This is a genomic window from Ruegeria sp. CDSB022 (assembly GCF_059611145.1).
Map to the genome: position 1 here is coordinate 767,928 of NZ_JBXWOZ010000001.1, position 13,924 is coordinate 781,851.

General features: G+C 55.0%; 14 protein-coding genes. 8 read left to right on the forward strand and 6 right to left on the reverse strand.

The genetic code is table 11. From position 1 onward, the window contains the following. Positions 1-27: 27 nt before the first annotated feature. A complete protein-coding gene (locus tag AC2FIZ_RS03880; RefSeq protein WP_142634123.1) occupies positions 28-474 on the reverse strand; it encodes a type II toxin-antitoxin system RatA family toxin in 447 nt (148 codons plus the stop codon). Between the two features lie 72 nt (positions 475-546). Between AC2FIZ_RS03880 and hpt the strand changes: the two genes are divergently transcribed. Continuing rightward, the gene (gene hpt / locus AC2FIZ_RS03885; RefSeq protein WP_142634125.1) at positions 547-1,089 is read left to right on the forward strand and encodes a hypoxanthine phosphoribosyltransferase; all 543 of its coding nucleotides are present in this window, start codon (positions 547-549) and stop codon (positions 1,087-1,089) included. Between the two features lie 129 nt (positions 1,090-1,218). Beyond that, entirely contained in the window at positions 1,219-1,578 is a 360-nt protein-coding gene (locus AC2FIZ_RS03890; RefSeq protein WP_281994695.1) for a hypothetical protein, read from the forward strand. Positions 1,579-1,582: 4 nt separating this feature from the next. Here the strand turns inward: AC2FIZ_RS03890 and AC2FIZ_RS03895 are convergent, their stop codons facing one another. Then, on the reverse strand, positions 1,583-2,725 hold the full coding sequence (locus AC2FIZ_RS03895; RefSeq protein WP_281994696.1) for an amidohydrolase: 1,143 nt from the start codon (positions 2,723-2,725) through the stop codon (positions 1,583-1,585). Continuing rightward, positions 2,722-3,672: a lipoyl synthase gene (lipA, locus tag AC2FIZ_RS03900; protein ID WP_142634131.1), complete on the reverse strand. Its 951-nt coding sequence runs from the start codon at positions 3,670-3,672 to the stop codon at positions 2,722-2,724. The genes AC2FIZ_RS03895 and lipA overlap by 4 nt, the downstream gene beginning before the upstream one ends. 265 nt (positions 3,673-3,937) lie before the next feature. Here lipA and AC2FIZ_RS03905 point away from each other — a divergent pair, with 265 nt between their 5' ends. Next, complete coding sequence (locus AC2FIZ_RS03905; protein WP_496687851.1) at positions 3,938-4,486, forward strand: peroxiredoxin; 549 nt, start codon at positions 3,938-3,940, stop codon at positions 4,484-4,486. Positions 4,487-4,532: 46 nt separating this feature from the next. Here the strand turns inward: AC2FIZ_RS03905 and AC2FIZ_RS03910 are convergent, their stop codons facing one another. Both AC2FIZ_RS03910 and AC2FIZ_RS03915 read right to left on the reverse strand, forming a co-directional pair. Next, positions 4,533-5,453 (reverse strand): hydrogen peroxide-inducible genes activator, encoded by a 921-nt coding sequence (locus AC2FIZ_RS03910; protein WP_496790617.1) that lies wholly within the window; start codon positions 5,451-5,453, stop codon positions 4,533-4,535. Positions 5,454-5,505: 52 nt separating this feature from the next. Continuing rightward, on the reverse strand, positions 5,506-6,609 hold the full coding sequence (locus AC2FIZ_RS03915; protein ID WP_496790619.1) for a DUF6456 domain-containing protein: 1,104 nt from the start codon (positions 6,607-6,609) through the stop codon (positions 5,506-5,508). Between the two features lie 241 nt (positions 6,610-6,850). Between AC2FIZ_RS03915 and AC2FIZ_RS03920 the strand changes: the two genes are divergently transcribed. After that, the gene (locus AC2FIZ_RS03920) at positions 6,851-7,159 is read left to right on the forward strand and encodes a DUF6477 family protein (RefSeq protein WP_142634139.1); all 309 of its coding nucleotides are present in this window, start codon (positions 6,851-6,853) and stop codon (positions 7,157-7,159) included. Here the strand turns inward: AC2FIZ_RS03920 and AC2FIZ_RS03925 are convergent. After that, a complete protein-coding gene (locus tag AC2FIZ_RS03925; protein WP_281972186.1) occupies positions 7,152-8,696 on the reverse strand; it encodes a trimethylamine methyltransferase family protein in 1,545 nt (514 codons plus the stop codon). The two genes, AC2FIZ_RS03920 and AC2FIZ_RS03925, sit on opposite strands and share 8 nt — an antisense overlap. 301 nt (positions 8,697-8,997) lie before the next feature. Between AC2FIZ_RS03925 and guaA the strand changes: the two genes are divergently transcribed. The 4 genes from guaA to AC2FIZ_RS03945 all read left to right on the forward strand — a co-directional run bounded on the left by guaA (position 8,998) and on the right by AC2FIZ_RS03945 (position 13,908). Next, positions 8,998-10,557 (forward strand): glutamine-hydrolyzing GMP synthase, encoded by a 1,560-nt coding sequence (gene guaA / locus AC2FIZ_RS03930; RefSeq protein WP_142634143.1) that lies wholly within the window; start codon positions 8,998-9,000, stop codon positions 10,555-10,557. Positions 10,558-10,653: 96 nt separating this feature from the next. Continuing rightward, complete coding sequence (locus AC2FIZ_RS03935) at positions 10,654-11,553, forward strand: DMT family transporter (protein ID WP_496790620.1); 900 nt, start codon at positions 10,654-10,656, stop codon at positions 11,551-11,553. Positions 11,554-11,678: 125 nt separating this feature from the next. Then, positions 11,679-12,803, forward strand: coding sequence for an OmpP1/FadL family transporter (locus AC2FIZ_RS03940; protein ID WP_142634147.1), 1,125 nt, complete (start codon positions 11,679-11,681; stop codon positions 12,801-12,803). Positions 12,804-13,035: 232 nt separating this feature from the next. Continuing rightward, positions 13,036-13,908 carry an ATPase gene (locus AC2FIZ_RS03945; RefSeq protein ID WP_281994699.1) on the forward strand — a complete coding sequence of 291 codons (873 nt, stop codon included), beginning with the start codon at positions 13,036-13,038 and terminating at the stop codon, positions 13,906-13,908. Positions 13,909-13,924: the final 16 nt, after the last annotated feature.

Here is a 13,924-nt window from a genome sequence, read left to right on the forward strand (position 1 = left end):
TAGCAAGCGCCGCTTTCGGGTAAAGACTTAGCTGTACAATTCCTCTGCCCGGCCCTCGAACGCCCTCACGATCCTGTGCATCGCCTCATTGAAGACCACTCCGATGATACCCTGAAGAATGGCATTCTTGAATTCGAAATCAACATGGAACGAAACGTTGCACCCGCCTTCTGCTGCGTCCTCGAAATGCCAGTCCGACTTCATGTATTTGAAGGGCCCATCCAGATATTCCGTGTCGATCCGGCGTTGTTCGGCAAACAGGGTAACCCGGCTGCCAAAGCGTTCGCGGAACACTTTGAACGAAATGATCAGGTCCGCTTCCATCACCTGTGCCTCTCCTGCTGCATATGAGCGTCGGATACGTGCAGCCGCACACCAGGGCAAAAACTCGGGATACTTTGCTACATCGGCAACCAGATCGTACATCTGTTGCGCAGTGTAAGGCAGGTGTCGCGTTTCCGAATGTATAGGCATGGCGTCCGGTTTTTGCAGGTGACAATGGCGCGTCATGTCGTATGTTGCGCGCCAAAGATCAAGGGGGCAGCGATGAGCCAGCGCGGATATGTGATTGATGAGATGATCTCGGCAAAGGCCATTGCCGCCAGGATCGAAGAACTTTGCCGCGAAATCACTGCCGAATTCGACGGGACCGACAAGCTGGTCGTTGTCGGCCTGCTGCGTGGCAGCTTTGTCTTTATCGCCGATCTGGTGCGCGAATTGGACTTGCCCATCGAAGTGGATTTCCTTGAGGCGTCATCCTACGGGGATGCGATGGAAAGCAGCCGGGAAGTCCGCATTCTAAAAGACCTGCGCGGCGCTATTGAGGGTCGCGACGTTCTTGTGGTCGAGGATATCGTCGACACCGGGCACACGCTGAACCACGTTACTCATCTGCTGCAAAGCCGCGATCCTGGAAAACTTCGCTCGATCGCACTACTGGACAAGCCCAGCCGGCGCGAAGTCGATTTCCGTTCGGACTGGATCGGGTTTGAAATTCCTGATGAGTTTGTTGTGGGTTACGGGATCGACTACGCACAGCGCAATCGCAACTTGCCGTTTATTGGTAAGGTTCGTTTTATCGAAGACTGAGAAGGATAAAAAAAACCAGATTCCAATAGTCAAAGTTGCTGCGCACATTTGCATTCACTTAATTGAATACCATTGGACAACGCCCTCAACAACAGATTACCCTCCGATCATCTTGGGAGGATTCTGCTTATGAAAGTAATGTCTATTGGGCTTCTGGCGACTTGCGCAGTCGCCGCAACGGTTGGTCTTGCGGACGCAAAAGACAACAAGGGCAAAGGGAAAGGCCCAGACAAGTCGAAAATCGAAAAGTCGATAAAGACCAATAATGGCGTTGGTGTACCGCCCGGACAGATCAAGCGTTATACGCGAGGTCAGAAACTCCCTAACGATCTGAATTTTGATTATCTTGATGAACTGGACGGCTGGAAGTTGAAGCCCCTACCCGCCGGTCAGCGATATATCCGCGTGGATGACGAAATCCTGTCGATATCAGATGACACTAAGACAGTCATTGATGCCGTTGGAATAGTCAGCGATCTCGTAAACTGAAGTTTCAGCCATTAAGTGATCGAATTGCGGCAACAAATACGTCTACTCCTACCGGGATAAGTGCGTCTGGAAAATCATAGTCAGGGTTATGCAATTGCGGATGATCCTGCCCCGACCCCAGCCAGAACATGGCCGTTTTCGCGCCTTTCCCAAATTGCCCGAAATCTTCTGAGAATTTTTGCGGCGTCTCTGTTGAATGGAACGGTACCCCACGCTCGGCGCAGGCCATTGCGATGATGCTCACCGCGTCGCTGTGATTGACGCAGGCCTCGAAGACATCGTCATAGGTGATCTCAACCTCCAGACTGTCGGCGGATGCGGCGCGGCGCGCCAGTGCCTCGGCCTCGGTCATCAGCGTCCGCATCCGGGCATCTGAAACGGTGCGCAAGGTCACCCAGATCTCGGCCTTACCCGGAGCCACGCCGAAAGTCGGCTCTCCCAAACGGGCATGCGTCACAGTTGTCAGCGCAAAATCGGCATCCAACGCGCCGCCTGCGCCCAAACCCGCCAGTTGCAACATCAATTCAGACATTGCCCGAGCCGGAGAAACCCCATCCTGAGGCGCAGCCGCATGGGACGTCTTGCCGGTCAGGATGATTTTCATCCCGCGCGAGGCGCAGTTAGCCGAACTCTGACACAACTCAACAGCGCCAAGTTCCAACCCCGGCAGGTTGTGCAGAGAGAACACGTAGTCCGGCGCGATCTTCGCGAATTGAGGGTCCGCGCGAAAGGCGATGGCGCCCTGCCCGGTTTCTTCAGCCGGTTGAAAGATCAAAACCACCCGACCCTTTTGGGGTCGGTGACGCGCCAGGTCTTCCGCAACGCCAAGCACCATCGCCATGTGCCCATCATGGCCACACAGATGCCCTTTGCCCGGAACCTTCGACACATATAGGTGCGTACCAAGTTCTTGAATCGGCAGCCCATCCAATTCGCACCGGATACCAACGGTTGGCCCAGCCTGCCCACTGTCAAAAACCGCGGCAACGCCATGCCCTCCCAGTCCGGTAAGCACATGGTCCGCACCGAACCCCCGCAAAAGATCTGTTATGCGGGCAGCGGTCTCACGCTCGTGCCCGGATAGTTCGGGATATTGATGCAGGTCGTGGCGCAGGCGTGTCAGCCGCGCATGCGCTTCGGGTGTCACCCCTGTTCTAGCTTTTTCCGGCGTGCCTCACGCAGCCGGGCAAAATCGTCTCCGGCGTGATAAGACGACCGGGTCAAAGGTGTGGCCGATACCATCAGGAACCCTTTGCCATAAGCTGCCTTTTCATAGGATGCGAATTCTTCCGGCGTTACGAACCGATCGACTCCGTGGTGTTTGGGCGTGGGCTGCAGATACTGACCGATGGTCAGGAAATCAATTTCAGCGGCGCGCATATCATCCATGACCTGCCGGACCTGCTGACCATCCTCACCCAAACCGACCATGATCCCGGATTTGGTAAAGACCGACGGGTCCAGCTCTTTCACGCGCTGCAATAGACGCAAAGAGTGGAAATACCGCGCGCCCGGTCGCACTTCGGGATAGAGGCCAGGCACCGTTTCAAGATTATGGTTAAAGACGTCTGGCTTTGCCTCAACGACAACTTCTAGAACGGACGGATCGCATTTCAGAAAGTCGGGCGTCAGAATTTCGATCGTCGTACCCGGAGACCGGTGACGCACGGCGCGAATGGTCTGCGCAAAATGCTCTGCCCCGCCATCTGCAAGGTCATCGCGGTCGACAGATGTGATGACCACATGGTTCAACCCCAGCTTTTCAACCGCATGGGCAACGCGACCCGGCTCAAACGCATCCAGCGAATCCGGGCGACCGGTGGCGATGTTGCAAAAGGTACAGCCGCGGGTACAAATCTCGCCCATGATCATCATGGTCGCGTGGCCCTGGCTCCAACATTCACCGACATTGGGGCATCCGGCTTCTTCACAGACCGTAACCAGATTGTTGTCACGCATGATCTTGCGCGTGTCGGCATAACCCTGACCACCGGGCGCTTTGACGCGTATCCAACTGGGCTTTTTCGGCTGCGAATTGTCGGGCCGATGAGCCTTTTCTGGGTGTCTTTGTTCGGGAATGTTCAGATCGCGCACGGCCTGTCTTTCTGACTTTGGGTCAATTCGGTTTACCCATAACATAAACTGACCTCTGCTATTACACCACCCATGCATAGCCGCTATGCATCAGGGTGAAAAACTTTGACGTCTCAGGGCCAAAATTCTAAATAATTTCCTATCATTAACTGCAACTTACGCGTTGTCAGGTAAATTCTGACGCACCTGGAACATCCGCCATTGAAGCGGATTTGGAATCCTTTTAAGTCCACGAAAACCGTACGTGATTCACAGGAGTTCGATCATGAAGTCTGGCACCAAACTGCCCGAAGTGACCTTTCACACCCGCGTCCGAGACGCTTCTGTCGAAGGACCAAACCCCTTCCGTTGGGAAGACAAGACCACGGCGGACTATTTCGCAGGAAAGCGCGTGATTCTGTTCTCACTGCCTGGCGCATTCACCCCGACATGTTCGACCTATCAGTTGCCCGGTTTTGAAAACGGCCACGCAGATTTCAAAGCCGCAGGTGTGGACGAGATCTATTGCATGTCCGTGAATGACAGCTTTGTCATGAACAAATGGGCACAGGATCAAGGCCTGAAAAACGTCAAGGTCATCCCTGATGGCTCAGGCGAATTCACACGTAAAATGGGCATGTTGGTCGACAAAGATAATCTAGGCTTTGGCATGCGGTCCTGGCGCTATGCGGCCATCATCAATGACGGCATCGTAGAAGCCTGGTTTGAAGAGCCCGGACTGATGGATAACTGCCCCGAGGACCCCTATGGCGTTTCTTCACCGGAAAACCTGATGAAACATCTAAACGAAGTCAAAGAGCCGGAACTGGCCTGAGTTCGTCCTCAACAGAAAAGCCCGCTTCAGGCGGGCTTTTTTGTGACTAGCGCGTTTGCGTGACAATGCTCTCGCCGACGGTGCGAATGGTATCCGCCAGGCTTTCGAACCAATCTTCCTGCGAGGTAGAAGATCGACGAACTAGCCCCACTGTCCTTGCCGGCTGCGGCGAGGCAAATCGCATCAGCTCAAGACCCGGTACCGCGTCGGATTCGGAACGGGCGGCAAGCTCTGGCATGAGCGTCAATCCAAACCCTTCGGCAACCAAACGGGATAATGTCGCCAAAGACGAGGCACCCATGTTAATCAGACCGCTGCTGCGGTCCTGACCACAAACCTCCAGGGCCTGATCCGTCAGGCAGTGCCCATCATCCAGTAGCATAAGCTGTGCATTTTGAAGGTCCAAAGGGCGCAAACGCTCTGTATCGCAGGAAAAATTGCGCAACCGTGCCGAACTTCCGGCCAATAAGAACCGATCCTCGAACAAGGGAAGTTCGAACAATTCGCTTCCCTCGGAGGGCAGCGCGATCACACCTGCGTCGATCTCACCAGCGCGCAGCATCGTCAACAGGCGCTCTGTCCGCGCTTCGCGTATCTGCACTCTCAAAGAAACATCGGCCGCCCTTAACCCCGCCAGAACACCTGGCAGAACATAGGGCGCAATCGTCGGGATTATTCCGATCGACAAAGACCGATGCCCGCTTGAGTGATCCTTGGCAAATTGGTCGAGCCTGTCCGAGGCACCAAGTATCTGACGCGCATATTCGAGCACATCCCGCCCCAAAGGGGTAAGCAATATGTCACGGGCCTTACGCTCGAACAGGGCACCACCGAGGGTTTCTTCTAACGCCTTGATCTGAACCGATAATGCCGGTTGCGAAACGTTACACATCTGTGCCGCCCGCCCAAAGTTGCGCTGTTGCGCAACAGCGTTAAAGTATAGGAGCTGTCGAAGGGTAAAGTTCATAACCCCTAGCTATCACTCCACCCTGAAACCGCAACCAAAACCGATCAAAGCGTTATCCGATCATACGGCTGCGCTCTTCCTGATCCTGGTAATGACGTTTCAGGCGCTGTAATGCGATACGCAAAACGATTTTGCCGGACCGCGCTGACCACCCCATTCGCTTTTCCGCCAATTCCAACCCTTCCAGATAGCAACAGCAGCGCAAAGCCACGTCGCTCAGCCCCGGTCCAAGGTCAGACAATGCACGCTCTACGCGGTCGCGCGCTTCTGAAGAACCCCGGTTGCCAGTGTCGCCGCTTCCAAAACTTCCGCGCCCACCGGCAGTCAGGAAATGGTCCCAGTTCTGTGCAACCTGAGGTCCGATCTGAGCCAGTTCAAAATCCTCGCGCAGGCGCTCTCCTGCCCCGACAAGTGCTTCATCTAAAAACGGCTTTCCATCCCGATCCCGACGCCTTGCCAGGGCGATCAGCGGGCTTTCTGCGGCACTATAGCGCATTCTTCTGGGACGTTCTGGATGGGCGCGGTTTGTCGTCGCGTGAGAGGGCGCCCCATGAAACGAAGAAGGTGCTTCTGCCATTCCATGTTCGTTGCGAGACCTTGCCTGGTTCTCGAAATCGGCCATTAACTGGCTCAGTGCCGTGCGGCCCGCGCTGGTAATCCGGTAGCGCGATATCCGGCCTGGGTTGTCGCAGGAAATCCAATCCTTCAACGCCAATGCCTGTGCGATCCTGCAATCAACCACTGCAGTTCTGGTCGCAGCGGCTTCGCCGGTATCGCGCACCACCACTGCTTTGTTCATTTCTTCAGCGACAGCCAGGACCGAACCGGTCTCACACAGTCTGCGCAGTACCCTTAGGGCCTCGTGGTTGAATTCTTCTTTTTCGACGTGTGAATTATGACTGAACGCTGAAACCGCGCGATCAGAAGCATCATTGACCGAAAAATGTTCTTCGGCCAACGACTGCAAAGCCGCATCCACCAATGGATCGTCACGACGCATCTCAATTCGGCGGATTTGTCTAAGAATGGTCGAAGCATGGCACCCCGCAGATCGCGCAATATCGCGGATCGACTGGCCGGTTTCTGTGTGGGCCAGGTATCGCTGTGCCCCCTCAGGTACCCAAGCCGGAATGGTGAAAGCCATGTTGTTTTCCATAGTTCTGTGCCCTCATCGACGAAACAATCTGTTCTCTATCGCCCCCGGTGACTTTGTTAACCAATTCTAACTAGAGTCGCTTTCGTTACTCGTTCGTTAACTGCCGGAGGTGATGACCAGATTTCATTCAAATTCATAAACACTCATGAAGCGAGAGTTCGGGGAGAACCCGATTAAGGCAACACCCGCTTAGGTTGTGTAACAAATTGGGCAACATTAATCCGACAAGTGGAGCCCAATGATGCAGGACCTGATGACCATGATTTCCGCCCTCCGCCGCCCCCGCCTATTGGCGCGGGCAGCCAAACACGGCGCACAGGACTATGATCGGGACCGCCACCTGCAACGCATACTTGGGTACGGATCGCTACCTGGGTCGGGTGCGGCGCTGATGCGTTTGATGGATATTGAACGAGAGGTTAACGCGCAGAGACTGGCAGAAGATGCAGGCTATTCGCTGGTCCGTCATTTGGACCTTCTGATCGCGCTATTGGGTGAGGCGCAGCTGTACAAAGCCAGCCGCGCCTCACAGTTTTCAGTTATCAGCTGAAAGCGTCGGGCATGGAGGTCTTTTTCTTTTCAACATATTCGGTCAAAGCGCTGTGAATTCCCGGGTCGAGTTCCGGTTGCTTGTAGTTGGCAATCAAATGCTCGACCCGAGACGAGGCCAACTGTCGCGTATCGCGCGCGCCCTCGTCTTCCCAGGTTTCGTAAGGTTTGTAGTCCAGCAGGTCGGACTTCCAGAACGCCTCTTTGAAGTTTGCCTGCGTATGAGCACAACCCAGATAGTGGCCACCCGGGCCGACCTCGCGGATTGCGTCCATGGCCTGGGCGTTTTCGTCATAGGCCACACCCTTGGCCAGACCGTGCAGAACGCCAAGTTGATCTGCGTCCATGACGAACTTTTCAAAGTCCGCAACCAGGCCGCCTTCAAGCCAGCCGCAGGAATGCAGCATGAAGTTCACACCCGCCATCAGCCCCATGTTCAGCGAGTTCGCGGTCTCATAAGCGGCCTGCGCATCGGGCAGTTTCGAGCCACAGAACGACCCGGCTGAGCGGAACGGCAGACCCAGACGCCGCGCCAGCTGTCCCGCGCCATAGGTAACCATTGACGCCTCGGGTGTGCCAAAGGTTGGCGCGCCTGAGTTCATGTCGATCGACGAAACGAATGCACCAAAGATAGCAGGCGCTCCCGGGCGGATGATCTGACTGTACGCGACACCGGCCAAAACTTCGGCCAGAACCTGTGTCAATGTCCCCGCTATCGAAACCGGCGCCATCGCACCACCGACGATGAACGGCGAGATGATGCAGGCCTGATTATTCCTGGCGTAGACTTCCAGCGACCCCATCATCACATCGTCGAAGGTCATCGGCGAGTTGATGTTGGTCAGCGAAGTCATGACCGTGTTTTCCTGAACAAACTCTTTGCCGAACAGGATCTCACACATTTCCACCGAATCCTGAGCGCGGCTGGGATCGGTGACCGAGCCCATGAATGGCTTGTCCGATAAGGTCATATGCGCCATCAGCATGTCCAGGTGACGCTTGTTCACCGGAACGTCTGTGGGTTCGCACACAGTACCGCCCGAGTGGTGTAGCCACTTTGACATGTAAGCCAGTTTCACGAACTTGTTGAAATCGTCCATGGTCGCATAGCGACGGCCACCTTGCGCATCACGCACGAACGGAGGGCCATAGACCGGCGCCAGAACCAGATTGCGACCGCCGATGACCACGGACTTTTCCGGGTTTCTTGCGTGCTGCGTGAACTCGCTTGGCGCAGTTTTGATCAACTCGCGCGCAAGGCCGCGTGGGATGCGCACCCGTTCGCCATCCACATCGGCGCCCGCGTCTTTCCAACGTTCCAGCGCCGCAGGATTGTCGACAAAATTGACGCCGACTTCGGCCAGAAGCGTTTCCGCATTTGTTTCGATGATCTGCAACGCTTCTTCGTTGAGAACCTCGAAATTCGGAATATTGCGTTCGATGTACTTTGCGGTCTCGATACGAACCGCTGTACGTTCGGCCCGGCGGGCAGCGCCACCGCCACCTCTCGCCCTGCGCCGGGTGTTTGCCTCTGTCATGAGAAAATCCCGTATCAGTTGTTGAATTTACATGTGTGTCAGTTGTTGAATTTACATGTGTGTTACAGGAACCCGCCGCAATGGCAGTCGTGGATAACGGCGCTATAGGGGAAAAAGCGACAAAATGTCGGGGACAACCGCCACAAAATGACCCAGCACATGTTTTTAAACTCGCGCGGGTCTTCGTCATTCGCTTCGGGGCCGTCCACCAGACAAGCAGGCCCCTACCGCGACCAACTGGCGTGTCTATACCACTTGAAATCCCTTGCGCTTATCATCTTCGCAACCTAGTAGCAGACCCATGACCCAAGACACCCATGACCGCCTTCTGATCATCGACTTCGGCAGCCAGGTAACGCAACTGATTGCGCGCCGCCTGCGTGAGCTGAATGTTTATTGTGAAATCCATCCTTATCAGAATGTTACGACGGACTTTGTTCGGAAAATGGCCCCAAAGGCCGTTATTTTCTCGGGCGGTCCCGATAGCGTGACACGAGAAGGGTCTCCGCGGGTCCCGCAGGAAATCTTTGACATTGGCGTTCCCATCCTTGGTATCTGCTATGGGCAGCAAGTGATGATGCACCAGTTGGGCGGCAAGGTCGAAAGCGGCCATGGCACCGCAGAGTTCGGCCGCGCCTTTGTGACCCCCAAAGGCCAACTGGATATTCTCGATGGTTGGTTCACCGACGGCGATGAACAGGTCTGGATGAGTCACGGCGACCATGTCAGTGAAATCGCGCCGGGGTTTCAGGTTTATGGCACCTCGCCCAACGCACCGTTTGCGATCACCGCAGACACGTCCCGCCATTTTTATGCTGTTCAATTCCATCCCGAGGTGCACCACACACCAAAAGGCGCCAAGCTTTATGAGAATTTTGTAAAGCTCGCCGGGTTCAGCGGCGATTGGACCATGGGTGCCTATCGCGAGCAGATGATCGCGACAATCCGCGAACAAGTGGGCGATAAACAAGTGATCTGCGGTCTGTCCGGAGGTGTCGATAGTTCGGTCGCGGCGATCCTGATCCACGAGGCGATTGGCGACCAGCTGACCTGTGTGTTCGTTGATCACGGCCTGTTGCGCAAGAACGAGGCTGACGAAGTCGTCGGCATGTTCCGCGACAACTATAATATTCGGCTTATCCACGCGGATGAAAGCGATCTGTTCCTAGGTGAGCTTGAGGGGCAAAGCGACCCGGAAACCAAGCGCAAGATAATTGGCAAGCTGTTCATCGACGTGTTCCAGAAACATGCCGACACGATCGACGGGGCGGAATTCCTGGCCCAAGGTACCCTCTACCCTGATGTGATCGAATCCGTTTCGTTCTCGGGCGGGCCTTCGGTCACGATCAAAAGCCACCACAATGTTGGTGGTCTGCCAGAGAAAATGGGCCTGAAACTGGTTGAACCGCTGCGCGAACTGTTCAAGGACGAGGTCCGCGCATTGGGACGCGAGCTGGGCCTGCCCCAAAGCTTTATCGGCCGCCACCCCTTCCCCGGCCCTGGTCTGGCAATCCGTTGCCCCGGTGAAATCACCCGCGAAAAACTAGATATCCTGCGAGAAGCCGATGCGATCTATATCGACCAGATTCGCAAACATGGGCTTTATGATGATATCTGGCAGGCCTTCGTGGCGATCCTGCCGGTTCGAACCGTCGGCGTCATGGGCGATGGCCGCACGTACGACTATGCCTGCGCCCTGCGGGCAGTTACCTCAGTCGACGGAATGACCGCCGACTATTACCCGTTCAGTCATGAATTCTTGGGCGAAACCGCCACCCGGATCATCAATGAGGTCAAAGGCATCAACCGATGCACCTATGACATCACGTCGAAGCCTCCGGGCACAATCGAGTGGGAATAAAAACAAGCCGGGCCAGCGCCCGGCTTTTTTGTTTCTGCGACACAAATATTTAGTTACCAATCAACATCGTAGAACTCCTAGTGCGCGGGCAACTCAATGGAAAGCAGCAAACCCCAAATCGGCAAAGCCGCGCTGTGGATGATCGGGGCGATCGCATCCTTTACGTCTATGGCCGTGGCCGGACGTGAGCTGAGCGTCACCCATGACACCTTTGAGATCATGTTTTATCGCAGCCTAGTCGGCATGTGCGTGGTCAGCCTTGTCCTGACGGTTACGGGAAAGTGGCATCAGGTATCGACCGAACGGATTGACCTCCACGGGGTAAGAAATACCCTGCATTTCACCGGTCAGAATCTCTGGTTCTACGCTGTTTCCGTGGCACCACTGGCACAGGTCTTTGCACTTGAGTTTACGCAACCGATCTGGGTGATCCTGCTGTCCCCGATGCTGCTGGCCGAGCGGTTGACAGTCGTGCGGGTCCTTTCAGCACTTATCGGTTTTGCTGGTATCCTTATAGTCGCACGACCGGGGGCTGTTCCGTTAAGCGCAGGAATTGTCGCCGCCGCGACGTCGGCGGTGTTCTTCGCTTTGACTACAATTTCCACCAAAAAACTCACGCGTTCTGCAAGCATCGGGTGCATCATGTTCTGGCTGACCGTTATACAGGCTGGTCTTGGGCTGGCAGCCTCTGCGATCGACGGAGAACTTGCGTTACCAACGATGGCAACCGCGCCTTGGCTTTTGCTTGTAGGGCTTGCAGGCCTATTGGCGCATTTCTGCATTACGAATGCACTCTCAATCGCACCGGCTACGGTTGTGATCCCATTCGATTTTGCGCGCCTTCCTACAATCGCGATTGTCGGTATGCTTTTCTATCATGAGGCTCTCGATCAGTGGACGCTCGTGGGGGCTGCTGTCATTTTTGTGGGTATCTTCCTTAACGTTCAGTCGGAAAACCGTAACAGTTTAGCAACAGATTCTCGCAACACTCACTAAGGGTAACGTTCAGTCACCCGTTGACCAGCTATTGTTGAGAGAGTGAAATCCACCTGTAAGAATAACTCGGTTGTGCGCAGACACCACAAATTCGCGCAACTTAGCGATATAATTGGGAGGAATGGATGAAGAAGACGCTTCTACAGGCGTGTGCTTTGTGCGTGGGCGCAACAAGCATTCAAGCCGGTGGTCTGGACCGTAGTGGACAGGGAATCAATATCATTTTCGAAGAGGGATCCGTGGTCCAACTTCGTCTTGGATATGCGTCACCCGACGTAAGCGGTGAACAAAATGGCGTAGAATCAGGTGATGTGTCGAATGCTTTCTTCTCACCGGGCCTGGCTTACAAACGTTCATTTACTGACAAACTGGACTTTGCGCTGATCTATGATGAACCATTCGGTGCGGATATTGGGTATTCCGCCGACTATCCCCTGTCGCAGAATCCAACTGCAGCGTTTGGAGGACGCAGCGGGATTCTGAGGGCCAGCGCTGATGTCGACTCCCTCACCGCATTGTTGCGCTACAAGCTTGACGGTGGCTTCAGCGCCATTGGCGGTATTCGCGCGCAACGTGCTAGCGCAAAAGTCGTTGTACCGGCAGCAGCCGGATACGAATTTGATGCGGATGCCGATACTGACTTTGGTTATCTCGTCGGGGTTGCCTGGGAAAAACCTGAAATCGCAGCTCGGGTTTCGCTGGTCTACAACTCCAAGATCACTCACGATCTGTCGTCGACCGAGTCGTTCAACGTAGTGCCGCCCGTCCCCGCCGGGTTGCAAACAATCGATGACACGACCAGGGTCGAGACACCGCAATCCATCAACCTGGATTTCCAGACCGGGGTTGCCCCAAAAACGCTGGTGTTTGGATCGATCCGCTGGGTTGACTGGCCTCAGACAGTAGTGGCACCTGCCGCCTATGTCGGGATCGTTGGGGACAACCTCGTCGACTTTGACGACGACACATTCACCTATACTCTTGGAATGGGATATCAGTTCTCAGAGGCTTTTTCTGGTGCGATATCTACATCTTACGAAAAGTCGAATGGTACCGAAGTATCAAACTTGGGGCCGACTGACGGTTTCTGGAGCATTGGCGTAGGCGGTACTTACACCGTGGAAAATGCTCAGATCTCGGGCGGTGTCCGTTATACGGACATTGGCGATGCGACAACCACCACGGGTGGTGAATTCAGCGGCAACTCTGCCTGGAGCGTCGGCCTTCAGTTGACCTACTCTCTGAACTGATCAGCGGCAAAACTGTTCACAAGGCTCCGCCCTCCGGCGGAGCCTTTTTTGCATAGATCCGCATGATCACGAATTGAGATGATGCGGTCCTGCGTGGCAAGGAACAGATATCTACTCCCATTCTGGCATAACGAAACCTGTGCCCAAGACTGTTGGTTCTAAACAACCGCGCACGCGCGATTGACGCCGCCTCCCACCCGTTTTAGCAAGGTCGGAAAAGGGATAGTGGACAATGATCTACAACTCGGCAAAAGACTGGCGGGAAGCCGCGCGCAAAAAGGTGCTGTTTTTTGGCATGTCAGGCCTGGGAAAGACCTATGTGTCCAACGTTCTGCGCGATTCCGGGGACTGGTTCCACTATTCGGTCGATTACCGGATCGGCACGCGATACATGGGCGAGTATATCATCGACAACGCCAAAGCCGAGGCCATGAAGGTCCCTTTCCTGCGTGACCTGCTGTTGTCTGATTCCATTTACATCGGATCAAATATCTCGTTCGAGAACTTGACCCCTGTCGCCGCCTATCTGGGAAAACCGGGCAACCCGGCACAGGGCGGCATGGAGCTGACCGAATATAAACGCCGTCAGGAACAATTCCGTTTGGCAGAAATTCACGCTCTGCTGGATACCGAGTATTTCGTGGATCGGGCGCAGAGATTGTACCAATACCCGCATTTCATTTGCGATACTGGCGGTTCGATCTGCGAATGGGTTGATCCCGACGATCCGCGCGATCAGGTCCTGACTGAGCTGTCGCGCCACACGCTGATGATTTGGATCAAAGGTGATGACGACCACACGTCCGAGCTGATCAGGCGCTTTGACCGTGCGCCCAAGCCCATGTCTTATCAGCCCGAATTCCTGACACGTGTCTGGGACGAATATCTGACCCAACAAGGCTGTTCCGCCGAACAGGTCGATCCCAACGCATTCATTCGCTGGACCTATGCCAAAGCTCTTGCGCACCGGCAACCGAGATACAGGGCAATGGCCGACAACTGGGGTCTGACGATCGCTGCCAGCGACATGCACAGTATTCGCGACGACGGTGATTTCGATGAGTTGATCGAACGTGCACTTGAGACCCGGCCAATGCGCGATTAACTACGGCACTTACACT

Excerpts from the sequence above, each read along its gene's own strand:
- AC2FIZ_RS03880 (WP_142634123.1), bottom strand. The coding sequence starts at position 474 with ATGCCTATACATTCGGAAACGCGACACCTGCCTTACACTGCGCAACAG.
- hpt (WP_142634125.1), top strand. The coding sequence starts at position 547 with ATGAGCCAGCGCGGATATGTGATTGATGAGATGATCTCGGCAAAGGCC.
- AC2FIZ_RS03890 (WP_281994695.1), top strand. The coding sequence starts at position 1,219 with ATGAAAGTAATGTCTATTGGGCTTCTGGCGACTTGCGCAGTCGCCGCA.
- AC2FIZ_RS03905 (WP_496687851.1), top strand. The coding sequence starts at position 3,938 with ATGAAGTCTGGCACCAAACTGCCCGAAGTGACCTTTCACACCCGCGTC.
- AC2FIZ_RS03910 (WP_496790617.1), bottom strand. The coding sequence starts at position 5,453 with ATGAACTTTACCCTTCGACAGCTCCTATACTTTAACGCTGTTGCGCAA.
- AC2FIZ_RS03915 (WP_496790619.1), bottom strand. The coding sequence starts at position 6,609 with ATGGAAAACAACATGGCTTTCACCATTCCGGCTTGGGTACCTGAGGGG.
- AC2FIZ_RS03920 (WP_142634139.1), top strand. The coding sequence starts at position 6,851 with ATGCAGGACCTGATGACCATGATTTCCGCCCTCCGCCGCCCCCGCCTA.
- AC2FIZ_RS03925 (WP_281972186.1), bottom strand. The coding sequence starts at position 8,696 with ATGACAGAGGCAAACACCCGGCGCAGGGCGAGAGGTGGCGGTGGCGCT.
- guaA (WP_142634143.1), top strand. The coding sequence starts at position 8,998 with ATGACCCAAGACACCCATGACCGCCTTCTGATCATCGACTTCGGCAGC.
- AC2FIZ_RS03935 (WP_496790620.1), top strand. The coding sequence starts at position 10,654 with ATGGAAAGCAGCAAACCCCAAATCGGCAAAGCCGCGCTGTGGATGATC.
- AC2FIZ_RS03940 (WP_142634147.1), top strand. The coding sequence starts at position 11,679 with ATGAAGAAGACGCTTCTACAGGCGTGTGCTTTGTGCGTGGGCGCAACA.
- AC2FIZ_RS03945 (WP_281994699.1), top strand. The coding sequence starts at position 13,036 with ATGATCTACAACTCGGCAAAAGACTGGCGGGAAGCCGCGCGCAAAAAG.